Source organism: Gemmatimonadales bacterium, from assembly GCA_036279355.1.
Taxonomy (GTDB): Bacteria; Gemmatimonadota; Gemmatimonadetes; order Gemmatimonadales; family GWC2-71-9; genus DASQPE01.
Map to the genome: position 1 here is coordinate 40841 of DASUJH010000007.1, position 13116 is coordinate 53956.

Below are 13116 nucleotides of genomic sequence, written 5' to 3' on the forward strand. Positions count from 1 at the left end.
CCCCATGTAGATTTCCGGAGAGTGCCGCACAGGAGGCGGGAATGGCCGGGATCGAAACGCGCGAAACGGACCGGGCCGGAGGCACGGCCGGGCCGGCCGGAGTGCCGGCGGGGCTCACGACCACCCAGGCGCCATTCATCGAGCAGGCGCAGCGGGACGGGCAGCTGTACATCCACCAGCCGTACGAGTTGTACACCGAGGCGAACCACGAAGCGTGGCGGCGGCTCTTTCACCGGATGGTGCCGCGCTGGCGCGAGTACGCCAATCCGCATTTCCTGGCGGGCATCGACAACCTGTGCCTCGATGCCGACCGGGTGCCGAAGCTCGAGGACGTGAATCGATTTCTCAATCCGCTCACCGGCTTCAAGGCGAAGCCGGTGAGCGGCTACGTGCCGGCGTTCATGTTTTTCGACTGCCTGCGCAACCGCGAGTTTCCCACCACCATCACGATCCGCGACGCCCGCCGCCTCGACTACCTGCCCGAACCCGACATCTTCCACGACATCGCCGGTCACGTGCCCATGCATACCGACCGCGCGTTCGCCGAGACGCTGGTGCGGTTCGGCGAGTGCGCCCATACGGCGGCGGACATCGTGGCGGGCATCGCGGACGAGGCCGAGAAGATCCGGCGCGTCACCAGCATCTTCAAGGGCATGGCGCGGTTCTTCTGGTTCACCGTCGAGTTCGGCCTCATGCGGAGCGGCGACGGACTCCGCGCCTATGGGAGCGGCCTGCTCAGCTCGCACGGCGAGCTGACCCATGCCATCGATTCGCCGGCCGTGCAGCGCTACCCCATTCAGATGGAGTGGGTGGTAAATCAGTATTTCGAGATCGACCACTATCAGCCGCTGCTCTTCGTGGTCGATTCGTTCGAGCACCTGTACGACCTCGTCGGTCAGCTCGAGCGGTGGATGAAGGCCGGGCGGTTGGACAACGTCTCGCCGGGTGAGCCGGTGATGAACGAAGCGGACGTGAAGAGCTTTCTGGAGGCCTCGCTCGCGAGGTCGTGAGAGGAATGTTGCAATGCGCGCAGGGACGAAGTGGGGGACGTGTCTGGCGGTGGGCGCGCTGCTCGCGGCGGCACCGGTACATATCGAAACCGCCGGGGCGCAAGTGTCGCTGCCCCGGGCGGCGCCCCACGGCGGGGGGGCACACCCGGCGTCCGCGATGGAAAGCATGGACTCCGTCGGCGTGAACATCGCGATGCTCAACGTGGCGCTCTATACGCGCGGTGCGAACGATCCGCAGCCGAGCGACACGGCCCGCGCGCTGCTCGCGACCAGAGTGCTGCGCGACGCGCTGCGAGAGCACCTTGGCGCGGCGGCGCTCGCCGACTCGGCGGCCGTCGCCGAGGTGACGAGCTCGGACCGGGCGCGGGAGATTACGGGCGGCAAGGCCTGCAACGTCATCGTGGACTGCGCGCGTGAAGCGGGCCGCGAGCTTGGCGCGCGCTGGGTCGTGATGAGCAAGGTGAGCAAGACGAGCAACCTGATCTGGCTCTTCTCCGGACAGTTGATCGACAACCGCACCGGTCGCTTCGTGCTCGACGACACCACCGAGCTCAAGGGCGACCCGACCACGATGATTCCGGCCGGCACGAAGATCTTCGCCGAGCGGGTTGCGCGGGCGGTGAAGCAGGGCACCCCGACACCGTAGGTTCACGCCACCCTCCGGCGCCTTGCGCCCTCGCCGGTGCCTCCGGACCGACCCGCCCCGCGGGGGGCACGTTCCCACTGGCTCGTCGTAATCGTCTGGGCCATCATCGGCGGCGCGGCCGCGATTTTCGCGACGCGGGTGCCCGACCGCCTCACCGGCCAGAGCACCGAAAGCCCGAGCTCCGAGGCGGAGCATGCCGAGGGGGTCGTCGACGCCGGGTTCGATGCTCCGATCGGCGAGTTCTTTGCGGTCGCGCTCAAGGGGCCGAACCCGCTCGGACGCCGGGGCGGGGGCGGCATCGCGGTGCTCGACACCCTCATCGCTGCGCTCCGCCGGCAGCCCTACGTCCGCGGCACCATCTCGGTTCGCACGTCCGGCGACTCGATGTTCGTGAGCCGCGACCACCGCACTGCGCTCATTCTTGTCGCGTTCAATGCCTCGCCCGACAGTCTGAGCGTGCTGGTGGATCCGCTGCGCGCCGTCGTCAGCCGGACGCTCCACCAGGTGCCGGGCGGCGCAGCGTACCACGCGCTCGTCACCGGTCGAGCGCCGCTCGACCTCGACGAGCGCCGCCTCGTCACGAGCGACAGCCGCCGCGGCGAGGTGCGCATCCTGCCGTTCACCGGGATCATCCTCGTGCTCGCCTTCGGCGCGCTGGGCGCGGCGCTGCTTCCGATCGGCATCGGCATCCTTGGCGTGCCCGTGGCCGTCGCGGTGCTCGGACTCCTCACCCACGTGATGCCGGTGTCGATCTTCTCTCTCATCATCGTGACGATGGTGGGGCTTGGCGTCGGGATCGACTACTCGCTGCTTATGGTGACGCGGTTCCGGAAAGAGCTGAGGGCTGACCAGACCCCGGCGGAGGCGGCGGCGCGCACGGTGGCCACCGCGGGCCGCGCGGTGCTCACCTCGGGACTCACCGTCGTACTCGGGTTCGGCGCCCTCCTTCTCACACCGCTCGTCGAGACCCGCAGCGTGGGCGTGGCTGGGGTCGTCGTGGTTGTGGTGATGGTGCTGCTCGCGACCACGCTGCTCCCCGCGGCGCTCGCGCTGCTCGGGCCCCGCATCGATTGGCCCCGCTGGCTCGCTCGCCGGCTCGCCTGGTATCACGGGCGCGCACTGTGGGAGCGATGGGCCCACGCCCTCACCGGCCGACCCTGGGTGGCACTTGCGCTGGGCGCCGCCGTGGTGCTGGCGCTCGTCTGGCCCGTGCGCCATATCCGGATCGGGCTGCCTGCGCTGGACTGGTGGCCGGCCGCGACCGAGTCGGGCCAGGGTGCCCGGACGCTCGAACGGATGGGCGTCGGCGGCGTGATCGAGCCGATCAAGGTGGTCGTCACCCTGCCGGACACCCAGCGCGCGACGTCGGCTCGCTCGCTCCGCGGCCTCATGGCACTCAGCGACTCGCTCCGGGCCGATCCGCGCGTGGGGCAGGTGCGGAGCATCGTGGATCTCAAGCCCGGTACCTCGCTCCTCGCGTACTCGCTGCTTTACAGCGACCTCGCAGCAGCGCGGGCCGAATACCCCGACTTCATCCCTGCCTACCTGAGCCGCGACACCCGCACGGCGCTCATCGATGTGGTACCGGCCGATACCACCTCGCTCACCTCCGACATGGAGCTCGTACGGCGCATCCGGCGGCTCGGCACCGACAACATCCGGGGGCTCGCGGGCGCCCGGGTGCTCGTCGGCGGGTACGCCGCAGCGAACGTCGACTTCCAGCGGAACCTGCTCGACCGACTTCCGCTCCTCGTGGCCATTATCCTCGGGAGCACCGCGCTTACGCTCGCGCTCATCTTTCGTTCGGCCCTGATTCCGCTCAAGGCGATCGTGCTCAACTCCCTGTCGGTCGGGGCGACGTTCGGCGTGATCGTGCTTGTGTTCCAGGATGGGTGGGGTGCATCGCTCTTCGGGCTCAACGGGCCGACGGAGGCGATCTTCGTCGTGGTGCCGGTGATTGTGTTCGCCTCGGTGTTCGGGCTCAGCATGGACTACGAGGTGTTCCTGCTCACCCGCATCAAGGAGGAATTCGACCGCGCCGGTGACAATACGCAGGCCACGGTCGAGGGGCTCACGACCATTGCGTCGACCATCACCTCGGCGGCGCTCATCATGATCATTGTGTTCGGGTACTTCGCCTTCTCGCGGGTGCTGATGATGCAGTTCGTCGGTTTCGGGCTCGCGGTAGCGGTGCTGCTCGACGCCACCCTGATCCGCCTGGTGCTGGTGCCGGCGATCATGGATCTCGCGGGCCGGTGGAACTGGTGGCCGGGGTATCGGCAACCGATTTCCGCGCGACGCCGTCGTCCGGCCGGCGGCAGTACGCGGTGATCCGCGCGTCGACCTCGGACTGCGGACGCGGCCAGAACACGTCGTAGAGCGCGAGCCGCAGCCGTTCGACCGCCACGCCATAGCGGAGCGAGTCGAGGCCGAGCGCGGCAAGGCCGCCGCAGTATGCCTCCGCCTCGCGGTCGAGCCGGAGGGCAAGGTCCGCCTGCAACGCCCGCAGCCGCGCGTCGCAGTCGCCCGCGAGCTGGCGCCTGTGCGCTGCCTCGTGGGCCTCGGTTTCGATCCGGGTGAGCGAGTCGAGGTGGGGATTCACGGTAGTGACCGGCACGCCGTGCTCGCAGCGCGTCACGGCGAGGTACCCGTGACGAAGCGGCGGGGCCGGCGCGTTGGCCGAGACCGGCGGCGCGCCGGGCAGTTGCGCCCCCGCCGGATTGCTCATGAGTGCGAAGAATGCAAGCGCTGACAGCGCGCGACGTCCGAGACGCGGCGGTGCGCGCCTAGCGAGCGAGTGCGTCAACTCGCGAGACGGACGGCATGGAGCCTCCCTCGTTGAGCGTTGGTCCAGGCGTCGCATATGCGCCGCGCGTGGATGCACGCGAGCGTGCACCCGGCCTTGCCGCTCCAGCGACCCGCGGCGATATTCCGCCCCGGATCGGAAGCACCTCAGCGATCCATCTTCAATGCACGAAATTGCGGGAGTAGCTCAGTTGGTAGAGCGTCAGCTTCCCAAGCTGAATGTCGCGGGTTCGAGCCCCGTCTCCCGCTCTCGCAGTCCCCTCCGACGCTCTCCTACAGCCCCGCCACCACCTTCGCCTTGATCGCCTCGTACTCGGCGTCGGTGATGAGACCGTTCGTCAGCATCTCCTTCGCCTGCTTGAGCCGGTCCACCGAATCGGCGCCCGGAACGCCGCCGCCCGCGGCCGACGCCGCACCCCCGAGCGCGTTCCCGCCCAACTGCACGCCGCCCGAACGCGCCCGCAGCTCCTCGAGATCGCGCACCCGGCGCTTCTCCCGCCACGCCTGCACCTGCGCTTGGCAGGCGCGGTAGACCGCCTGCGCCTGGTCCTTCCTCAGTCCCTCGAAGTGAAAGCCGCCCGCCCGCTGCTCGGCGCTCGCAAGGTCGGCGTGGTCGAGCACCGAGAGCGTGAGATCGGCCCCGAACACGCCCACGTCGAGCTTTGCCTCCTGCAGGTCCTGCCACCGGAGATCCTGGACGTGAAACCCGCCGAAGAGCCCGCGCCGGAGCGCAATGAGCCGCCCGCTCGTCGCTGCCACGAGATGCCGCCGGTGCTTGAGCGCGAAGATCCGCCGCTCGACTGCCCAGCTCTCCAGCGTCTCACCCGACACCAGCAGGCCCTTCAGCTCCCCGAGCGCCGCCTCGATGCGCGCGTCCTCCATACGGTCCTCGTGATTGTAGGGGTGCGATACAATGTCACCCGGACGGCCGGCGGGCAATGATGGGCGGGCGGGCGGACAGGCGGACGGAAGGTGGCCGCGGGAGGCGATGGTGCCGCGAGCCCATTCCCAGGTCACCTCAAACGTCGGGCCCGAAGTCCCACATTCGGTTGCCTTTACCCCGCCGACCCGCGATCTTCTGCGCCGGCATGATCAAGGTCACGGCGATAGACCCCGATTCGATCGCGGCGGAGCTCGGACTCTCGCCCGGCAGCGAGCTCGTCTCCATCGACGGACGCGCACTGGACGACTTTCTCGACTGGGAGTTCCTGAGCGCCGAGGAGGAGTTTGCGCTGCACGTGCGGCAGCCGGATGGAGAGGAGATCGTCTTCGAGATCGAGCGTCCCCTGGGCGAGCCGATGGGTCTCACCCTCGAGCCGCCGCGCATCCGGCGCTGCGCCAACCGCTGCGACTTCTGCTTCGTGGACGGCCTCCCCGAGGGCCTCCGCGACGTGCTCTACATCCGCGACGACGACTACCGGCTCTCGTTCCGCTACGGCAATTTCGCGACGCTCACCAACCTCAAGCCGCACGACTCCGCCCGCATCATCGAGTACCGGCTCTCGCCGCTCTACGTGTCGGTGCACGCCACCGACCCCGTGGTGCGCCGCTGGCTGCTGCGCAATCCCACCGCGCCCGAGATCCTGCCGCAGCTTCGCGGCTTCGCCGAGCACGGCATCGCGTTCCACACCCAGATCGTGCTCTCGCCCGGTGTCAATGACGGCGCCGTGCTGCGGCAGACGCTGGATGATCTCTGGCACTTCGGCCCCGCGATTCTGAGCTGTTCGGTCGTGCCGGTGGGGCTCACCGAGTTCAGCAAGCATCAACTGGTGCGAGAGCCAACCGCCGGCGAGTGCCGTGCCGCCCTCGCGGAGGTCGAGCGCGCCGCTGCCCGCGCCCGCGGCGAACGCGGCATCGCGTGGGCGCAGGGCGCGGACGAGCTGTACCTGCGCGCGGAACTCGAACTGCCCCCCGCCGGGTCGTACGACGGATTCGAGCAGGTGGAGAACGGCGTCGGCGCCGTGCGCTGGCTCGAAGGGCGCATCGCCGAGGAGGCCTCCGCGCTCGGCGGCTGGGACCGACGGCGAATCGGCGTCGTCACTGGCACCGCGATGGCGCGGCTCATGCCCGCGGTGCTGGCGCCGCTCGCGCGCGCCACGGGTGCTGAGCTCGAGCTCATCCCGGTCGAGAACACGCTCTTCGGCGCGTCCGTCACGACCGCCGGTCTTCTCCCCGGCGCCGACATCGAACGCGCGCTGGCCGACCGGCGAGATCTCGACCTCGTGCTGCTGCCGGGCGAGGCGGTGAACGACGCCGGGCTCTTCATCGATAGCCGCTCGGCCGAGGCGCTCGCCGCGGCGCTGCCGGTCGAGCTCCGCTTGTCGAAGGATTTCGCCGACGCGCTGGGCGGCGCGTCCGCCGCCCTCCGGTGAGCAAGCCCACGGTCGCCATCATCGGCCGGCCCAACGTCGGCAAATCGACGATCTTCAACCGGATCCTGGGCGGCCGCCCCGCGATCGTGTCGGAGCGCGCCGGCACCACGCGCGACCGCCACTTCGGCGACGCCGAGTGGAATGGTCGCCGCTTCTGGATCGTCGACACCGGCGGCCTTATTCCCGACTCCGACGAGCCGATGGATCGCGCCATTCGCCGCCAGGTCGAATTCGCGCTCGCCGAAGCGGACGTGGTGCTGTTCCTGGTCGACGGCAAGGAGGGCGTGATGCCCCTCGACCGCGCCATCGCCGATCGACTGCGGACCGCGAACCGCCCGGTGCTCCTCGCCGTGAACAAGCTCGACGACCTGGAGCGGAGCACTGCGCAATACGAGTTCTATGAGCTGGGCTACGGCGAGCCGATCGGCGTGTCCGCCGGCGTGGGGAAGGGGAGCGGCGATCTGCTCGATGCGCTCGTCGAGCGCTTGCCGCCGCGCAGCGTGGGCGAGGACGAGGAGACGATCCAGGTGGCCATCGTGGGCCGTCCCAACGTGGGCAAGTCCTCCCTGGTGAACCGCCTCCTCGGCGAGGAGCGGCACGTCGTCGCACCCGAGGCGGGTACCACGCGCGACGCCGTGGATTCCCTCTTGCGGTTTCGAGGGGCGACGCTCAACTTCATTGACACCGCAGGCTTACGCAAACGAACTAAAGTAGCAGATGATCTGGAGTTCTATTCCACGCTTCGCACCGGGCGTGCCATCGAACGGGCCGAGGTCTGCGTGCTTGTGGTGGACGCGACGGTCGGGCTCCATACCCAGGACCTGCGCATCGCCAATGCCGCGTGGGACCGCGGCGCGGCACTCATCATCGTGGTGAACAAGTGGGACCTGGTCGAGGAGAAAGACGCGAACACCGCGCACCGCGGACAGCAGGCGCTGATCGAGCGTGTGCCGTTCCTCGCCTACGTGCCGTTTCTCTACGCGTCGGCCCTCACCGGGCAGCGGGTGCACCAGCTGCTCGAGCTCATTCTCACCGTCGCCGAGGAGCGTGAACGCCGCGTGCCGACCGCGGAAGTGAACCGGGTGCTCGAGGGATTGACCCAGCGCGCGGCGCCGCCGCAGGAGGCGGGCGACGAGGTGAAGCTGCTCTATGCGTCGCAGATCGGCACCGCGCCGCCGGTGTTCGCCATCGTGACCAACCGCCCCGAGGCCGTGCCCGAATCGTATCAGCGCTATCTCGTGAACGGCTTTCGCGCCGCGTGGGGCTTCGCCGGATCCCCGGTGCGCCTGAAGCTCACGCGCCGCGGGTCGCGCGGGCGATGACCGCGGCGCTCGGCTGGCTCGTGGCCTCCTACGTCGTGGGCGCGATCCCGACGAGCTACCTGGTCGCGCGGGTGTTCCGCGGCGTCGATCTGCGCGCGCACGGGAGCCGGAATCTCGGCGCCACCAATCTCTATCGGGTGCTCGGCTGGAAGTACGCCATCCCTGTCGGCGTCTTCGACGCGGCCAAGGGCGCCGTGCCGGTGTGGGTGTTCGGACCGCACGGACCGGCATGGCCGCTCTTCCCGCTGCTCTGCGGGATCGCCGCAGTGATCGGCCACGTCTTCTCCGTGTTTGTGGGATTCAGGGGCGGGAAGGGCGTGGCGACCGCCGCGGGCGTCGTTCTCGCGCTCGCCCCGTGGGCGCTGCTCGCCGTCCTGGTCGTGTGGGCGGCGATCGTGCGGTTCACCGGCTACGTATCGCTGGGAAGCGTCGTGTCTGCGGCGCTCTTCCCGCTCGCCGCGTTCGTGATCCATTCGACGCGCGGGCCGGTGCTTCTGGCCGAAATCGCGCTTGCGCTCTTCATCATCTGGAAGCATCGCACCAACCTGCGGCGCCTCGCGGCGGGCACGGAGAACCGCTTCGGGCGGCGCGCTTCGCCTGCCTCGGCCGGGGGGCCGTCGTGACGCGCATCGGCGTGGTGGGCGCCGGGAGTTGGGGCACGACGCTCGCCGATCTGCTTGCGCGCCGGGACGGCAACGATGTCCGCATCTGGGCGTACGAGCCGGAGGTCGTGGACGCGATCAACCGCGCACACGAGAACCCGCTCTTCCTGCCGGGGGCGCGGCTCGCGCGCAGGCTCGCCGCGCGGGCGGACGCGCGCGAAGTTGTCGCGGGCGCCGAGGTGATCGTCTCGGCCGCGCCGAGCCACGCGGTGCGCGCGGTGATGGCTGAGGCCGCCGGCTGCGTGGCCGACGGCGCGCTGCTGGTGAGCGCCACCAAGGGCCTCGAGGTGGAGTCGCTCGCGCGGATGTCGACCGTGCTGGAGGAACTGCTGCCCGGCGCGCGCGTGGTGGCGCTCTCGGGGCCGAGCTTCGCGCAGGAGGTGTTCGCGGGGCAGCCGACCGCGGTGGTGGCCGCTGCCGTGGCGCCCGACGCGGCGCGCGACGCGCAGCGGGTCTTCGCGACACCCTCGTTCCGCGTGTACACGCACCACGACGTGACCGGGGTGGAGCTGGCCGGCGCGCTCAAGAACGTCATCGCCATCGCCGCGGGCGCGCTCGAGGGGCTGGGCCTCGGCGACAACCCGCGCGCGGCGCTGGTCACCCGCGGTCTCGCCGAAATGACCCGCCTTGGCCGGGCGCTCGGCGCCGATCCTCTCACCTTCGCAGGACTCGCCGGCATGGGCGATCTCATCCTCACCGCCTGCGGCCGCCTGAGCCGGAACCGCGCGCTCGGCGTGGCGCTCGGGCAGGGCCAGAGCTTCGCCGAATACCGCGCCGCGCACCGCAGCGTGGCCGAGGGCGCCAACGCCTCGCGTGCGGGCGCGGCGCTCGCCGCCCGCGCCGGTGTCGAGCTGCCGATCACCGCTCAGGTGTGCGACGTGCTCTTCCGCGGCAAGCCGGCGCGCGACGGCGTGGCCGAGCTGATGGGGCGCGCACTCAAGCCGGAGCAGTGGCAATGAGTCCCGCCCGGAATGCGGCGCAGGCTCCGGTCCAGGAGTTCTACTCGATCGGCGAGGTGTGCGCGCTCACCGACTTGAAGCCGCACGTCCTGCGCTACTGGGAGAGCCAGTTCCGCTTCCTCAATCCCGCCAAGAACCGCTCGGGAAACCGGGTGTACAAAGCGAGGGAAGTGGAGCTCATCATGCTGGTGAAGCACCTCCTCTACAGCGAGAAGTACACGATCGAGGGGGCGCGCCAGCGGGTGGACGAGTATCGCCGGAGCGGTGAGCTCAAGCCGATGGCGCGCCAGGCATTCGAGGCGCAGATGCTCCACGAGCTGCGCGAAGGGCTCGACGCGCTGCTGGCACTGCTCGACGGCTCGCGTGCGGAAGGCACGCGTGCCGGCGAATCGTCGCGGACCGAGCGTTGAACATCCTGGTTTCGAACGACGACGGCGTGCTCGCGCCCGGGCTCGCGCTGCTCGCCGACGCCTGCCGCGCCGTCGGCACCGTCACCGTCGTCGCCCCCGACCGCGAGCAGAGCGCCACGTCGCACTCGCTCACGATGCACCGGCCCATCCGCCCGACGCGCCGCCCCGACGGCGCGTTCCAGCTCGACGGCACGCCCACGGACTGCGTCATGCTCGCGCTCGAGGCGCTCATGCCGGAGCGCCCCGCGTTCGTCTTTTCCGGAGTCAACCTCGGCCCCAACATGGGCGAGGACGTGCTCTATTCGGGGACCGTGGCCGCCGCGATGGAGGCGGTGATGCTGGGCGTCCCGGGCATCGCCATCTCGTTCGCCGGCGATGAGCCCGAGATGCTCGCCACCTACCGCGGCCGCCTCGTGGAGCTGGTGCGCCGCATCGCCGGCGTGCGCGACTATCCCCGCACCACGCTGCTCAACGTGAATCTGCCGGCGGTGCCGGCGCCGGACGTGCGCGGCATCAAGGTCACTAAGCTCGGCAGCCGCTTCTTCTCCGAGTCGCTCAAGCGGATGCAGGACCCCTCGGGCAAGGAGATCTACTGGATCGGCGGCGGTACGATCACCTGGACCGGCGACCAGGAGTCGGACCACGTCGCGGTGGCCGAGGGCTACATTTCCGTGACGCCGCTCCAGATGGACCTGACCAACTACTCGCTGCTCGAGACGGTGCGACAGTGGTGGCTCACGGACTAGCCGACAGCTACGGCGGCTATCGCACGCAGCTGGTGGACGCGCTCCGCGCCAAGGGGATCCGCGACCTCGCGGTGCTCCATGCGGTGCAGCAGGTGCCGCGGCACCGGTTCGTGCCAGAGAGCGTGCGGCACCGGGCGTACGACGACGCGGCGCTGCCGATCGGGAGCGGGCAAACGATCTCCCAGCCGTTCGTGCAGGCGCGCTCGCTCGAGGTGGTCGGCTTGAACGGGCGCGAGCGAGTGCTCGAGGTGGGGACCGGCTCCGGGTATCAGACGGCGCTTCTCGGACTCCTTGCCGACACGGTGTTCAGCGTCGAGCGCGTGCCGGCGCTCGCCGCCGCGGCGCGCGGCGCGCTCGAGGCCGCGGGGCTGCGCAACGTCACGGTGCTCGTCGGCGACGGCACCCTGGGCTGGCGGGCGTTCGCGCCGTATGACGTCATTCTCGTCGCGGCCGCGTCGCCCGACATCCCGCTCCCGCTGGCGGAACAGCTCGCGCCGGGTGGCCGGATGGTGATCCCGCTCGGCGATCGTGACGGGCAGACCCTCACGCTCGTGCGGCGGGACGCCGGTGGGGTCCATACGAGCACCATCGGCGACGTGCGCTTCGTGCCGTTGCTCGGCCAATTCGGCTTCGCCGGCTGACGCCGGCCGGGAAGAGATCGCGATGCTCGCCTCGTTCTTTCACTGGCTGGCCGAAACGGTGTTTGCCCTGGGCTATCCGGGGATCATCATCCTGATGGCCATCGAATCGTCGGTGCTTCCGCTGCCGAGCGAGCTGGTGATGCCGCCAGCGGGATACCTCGCGGCCGAGGGGCGGATGAACGCCGTGGTGGCGGTGCTCTGCGGTACGCTCGGCAGCGTGCTCGGCGCGCTCATCAACTACGCGCTCGCGGTGTACGTGGGCGAGCCGGTGCTTCGTCGCTACGGCAAGTACGTGCTCATTTCCGAACGCTCGCTCGACCGGAGCGAGGCGTTCTTCCGCCGCCACGGCGAGATCAGCACGCTGCTCGCCCGCCTGCTGCCCGTCGTGCGCCACCTCATTTCCATTCCGGCGGGCCTCGCCCGCATGCGGCTCGTGCCGTTCGTCGTGTTCACCGCGCTCGGTGCGGGCACGTGGTGCGCGGTGCTCACCTATCTCGGCTGGCTCATCGGGCGACACGGCGAGGAGGTCGACCGCGCGATCGGCCCCTACGTGCACCAGACGCTCACCCGCTACATCCTGCCCGCGGTGATCGTCGTGCTGGTGGGCTATATGCTCTGGCAGCGGCGGCGCTCGAAGCCTGCGCCCGTGCCGGAGCGCAAGGCGGCTCCGTGACCGGCGCGCGCTATGTGGTTGGCGGCCGCGTGCAGGGCGTGGGATTCCGCTGGTTCGTGCTGCGGCACGCGCAGGTGCTGCACCTCAAGGGCTATGCGCGCAATCTTCCCGACGGACGCGTGGAGGTCATCGCGACCGGATCGCCCGACGACCTCGCGGAGCTGGAGGCGCAGCTTCGCGTGGGGCCGGCGCGGGCTGCCGTCGCGTCACTCGAAATCACGCCGCTCGCCACCGAAGCGGCGCCGGCCGGAGGCTTCGAGATCCGATGAACGAGACCAACGCTCCCGCTCGCGAGTCCGCGACGCGCGACGCACTCACGCACGAGGTGCGTCAAGCGCTGCGCGCGATTCCCGACTATCCCAAGCCCGGCATTCTCTTTCAGGACATCACCCCGGTCCTGCGTGATGGCGCCCTCTTTCGCCGCGTAGCCGATGCGATGGCGGCGCCGTTCGCCGGGGTGGGCATTACCCACGTGCTCGGGATCGAGGCGCGCGGATTCATCCTGGGCGGCCCGGTGGCGACGGCGCTCGGCGCGGGCTTCGTCCCCGCGCGAAAACCGGGCAAGCTGCCGTGGGAAAGCGTGCGCGAGGCCTACGCGCTCGAGTATGGGAGCGATGCGCTCGAGGCGCACCGCGACGCGTGGAGCCAGGGCGCCCGGGTGCTCATCGTCGACGATGTGCTCGCGACCGGCGGCACCGCACGCGCGGCGGGGTTGCTCGCGCGCGCGCTCGGCGCCGAGCTCGCAGGCTGGACGTTCCTGCTCGAGATCGGTGCGCTCGCGGGCCGGAGCCGGCTCACCGGCGCCGAGTGCCGGGCGCTGGTGTACGTCTGATGCCGCGGCGCGGGCCGGCGCCGGCTGGCGCGCAGTGG

General features: G+C 70.2%; 15 protein-coding genes and 1 tRNA gene. 14 read left to right on the forward strand and 2 right to left on the reverse strand.

Features of this window, described 5'->3' with window-relative positions; genetic code table 11:
• Nucleotides 1-41: 41 nt before the first annotated feature.
• Genes VFW66_01605 through VFW66_01615 form a run of 3 tightly spaced genes read left to right on the forward strand, consistent with a single transcriptional unit; the run spans nucleotide 42 to nucleotide 3987 of the window.
• A complete protein-coding gene (locus VFW66_01605) occupies nucleotides 42-1010 on the forward strand; it encodes a phenylalanine 4-monooxygenase (GenBank protein ID HEX5385375.1) in 969 nt (322 codons plus the stop codon).
• Nucleotides 1011-1023: 13 nt separating this feature from the next.
• Nucleotides 1024-1656: a DUF2380 domain-containing protein gene (locus VFW66_01610; protein ID HEX5385376.1), complete on the forward strand. Its 633-nt coding sequence runs from the start codon at nucleotides 1024-1026 to the stop codon at nucleotides 1654-1656.
• A 36-nt stretch (nucleotides 1657-1692) separates the two neighbouring features.
• Nucleotides 1693-3987, forward strand: a complete 2295-nt coding sequence (locus VFW66_01615) for an MMPL family transporter (protein HEX5385377.1) — start codon at nucleotides 1693-1695, stop codon at nucleotides 3985-3987.
• Here the strand turns inward: VFW66_01615 and VFW66_01620 are convergent.
• The gene (locus tag VFW66_01620; GenBank protein ID HEX5385378.1) at nucleotides 3893-4384 is read right to left on the reverse strand and encodes a hypothetical protein; all 492 of its coding nucleotides are present in this window, start codon (nucleotides 4382-4384) and stop codon (nucleotides 3893-3895) included. The genes VFW66_01615 and VFW66_01620 overlap by 95 nt on opposite strands.
• A gap of 253 nt (nucleotides 4385-4637) precedes the next feature.
• On the opposite strand from VFW66_01620, the gene VFW66_01625 reads away from it, so the two are divergent.
• Nucleotides 4638-4710 (forward strand) — tRNA-Gly (locus VFW66_01625).
• A gap of 24 nt (nucleotides 4711-4734) precedes the next feature.
• Here the strand turns inward: VFW66_01625 and VFW66_01630 are convergent.
• On the reverse strand, nucleotides 4735-5343 hold the full coding sequence (locus tag VFW66_01630) for an SHOCT domain-containing protein (protein ID HEX5385379.1): 609 nt from the start codon (nucleotides 5341-5343) through the stop codon (nucleotides 4735-4737).
• Between the two features lie 206 nt (nucleotides 5344-5549).
• On the opposite strand from VFW66_01630, the gene VFW66_01635 reads away from it, so the two are divergent.
• The 10 genes from VFW66_01635 to VFW66_01680 are packed head-to-tail and all read left to right on the forward strand — an operon-like array spanning nucleotide 5550 to nucleotide 13078.
• The gene (locus VFW66_01635) at nucleotides 5550-6833 is read left to right on the forward strand and encodes a DUF512 domain-containing protein (protein ID HEX5385380.1); all 1284 of its coding nucleotides are present in this window, start codon (nucleotides 5550-5552) and stop codon (nucleotides 6831-6833) included.
• Nucleotides 6830-8155, forward strand: coding sequence for a ribosome biogenesis GTPase Der (gene der / locus VFW66_01640; GenBank protein ID HEX5385381.1), 1326 nt, complete (start codon nucleotides 6830-6832; stop codon nucleotides 8153-8155). Before VFW66_01635 ends, der begins: the two co-directional genes overlap by 4 nt.
• Nucleotides 8152-8778 (forward strand): glycerol-3-phosphate 1-O-acyltransferase PlsY, encoded by a 627-nt coding sequence (plsY, locus tag VFW66_01645; GenBank protein HEX5385382.1) that lies wholly within the window; start codon nucleotides 8152-8154, stop codon nucleotides 8776-8778. Before der ends, plsY begins: the two co-directional genes overlap by 4 nt.
• Nucleotides 8775-9776, forward strand: coding sequence for an NAD(P)H-dependent glycerol-3-phosphate dehydrogenase (locus VFW66_01650; protein ID HEX5385383.1), 1002 nt, complete (start codon nucleotides 8775-8777; stop codon nucleotides 9774-9776). Before plsY ends, VFW66_01650 begins: the two co-directional genes overlap by 4 nt.
• Nucleotides 9773-10186, forward strand: coding sequence for a MerR family transcriptional regulator (locus tag VFW66_01655; protein ID HEX5385384.1), 414 nt, complete (start codon nucleotides 9773-9775; stop codon nucleotides 10184-10186). The genes VFW66_01650 and VFW66_01655 overlap by 4 nt, the downstream gene beginning before the upstream one ends.
• On the forward strand, nucleotides 10183-10932 hold the full coding sequence (gene surE / locus VFW66_01660; GenBank protein ID HEX5385385.1) for a 5'/3'-nucleotidase SurE: 750 nt from the start codon (nucleotides 10183-10185) through the stop codon (nucleotides 10930-10932). The genes VFW66_01655 and surE overlap by 4 nt, the downstream gene beginning before the upstream one ends.
• Nucleotides 10917-11573: a protein-L-isoaspartate(D-aspartate) O-methyltransferase gene (locus VFW66_01665; protein HEX5385386.1), complete on the forward strand. Its 657-nt coding sequence runs from the start codon at nucleotides 10917-10919 to the stop codon at nucleotides 11571-11573. Before surE ends, VFW66_01665 begins: the two co-directional genes overlap by 16 nt.
• A gap of 22 nt (nucleotides 11574-11595) precedes the next feature.
• Nucleotides 11596-12246: a DedA family protein gene (locus VFW66_01670; protein HEX5385387.1), complete on the forward strand. Its 651-nt coding sequence runs from the start codon at nucleotides 11596-11598 to the stop codon at nucleotides 12244-12246.
• Nucleotides 12243-12515, forward strand: coding sequence for an acylphosphatase (locus VFW66_01675; protein HEX5385388.1), 273 nt, complete (start codon nucleotides 12243-12245; stop codon nucleotides 12513-12515). Before VFW66_01670 ends, VFW66_01675 begins: the two co-directional genes overlap by 4 nt.
• The gene (locus VFW66_01680) at nucleotides 12512-13078 is read left to right on the forward strand and encodes an adenine phosphoribosyltransferase (GenBank protein HEX5385389.1); all 567 of its coding nucleotides are present in this window, start codon (nucleotides 12512-12514) and stop codon (nucleotides 13076-13078) included. Before VFW66_01675 ends, VFW66_01680 begins: the two co-directional genes overlap by 4 nt.
• Nucleotides 13079-13116 lie beyond the last annotated feature (38 nt).

What these genes read in the sequence shown, in the direction of transcription:
- VFW66_01605 (HEX5385375.1), top strand. Translation starts at nt 42, where the DNA reads ATGGCCGGGATCGAAACGCGCGAAACGGACCGGGCCGGAGGCACGGCC.
- VFW66_01610 (HEX5385376.1), top strand. Translation starts at nt 1,024, where the DNA reads ATGCGCGCAGGGACGAAGTGGGGGACGTGTCTGGCGGTGGGCGCGCTG.
- VFW66_01620 (HEX5385378.1), bottom strand. Translation starts at nt 4,384, where the DNA reads ATGAGCAATCCGGCGGGGGCGCAACTGCCCGGCGCGCCGCCGGTCTCG.
- VFW66_01630 (HEX5385379.1), bottom strand. Translation starts at nt 5,343, where the DNA reads ATGGAGGACGCGCGCATCGAGGCGGCGCTCGGGGAGCTGAAGGGCCTG.
- VFW66_01635 (HEX5385380.1), top strand. Translation starts at nt 5,550, where the DNA reads ATGATCAAGGTCACGGCGATAGACCCCGATTCGATCGCGGCGGAGCTC.
- plsY (HEX5385382.1), top strand. Translation starts at nt 8,152, where the DNA reads ATGACCGCGGCGCTCGGCTGGCTCGTGGCCTCCTACGTCGTGGGCGCG.
- VFW66_01655 (HEX5385384.1), top strand. Translation starts at nt 9,773, where the DNA reads ATGAGTCCCGCCCGGAATGCGGCGCAGGCTCCGGTCCAGGAGTTCTAC.
- VFW66_01670 (HEX5385387.1), top strand. Translation starts at nt 11,596, where the DNA reads ATGCTCGCCTCGTTCTTTCACTGGCTGGCCGAAACGGTGTTTGCCCTG.
- VFW66_01680 (HEX5385389.1), top strand. Translation starts at nt 12,512, where the DNA reads ATGAACGAGACCAACGCTCCCGCTCGCGAGTCCGCGACGCGCGACGCA.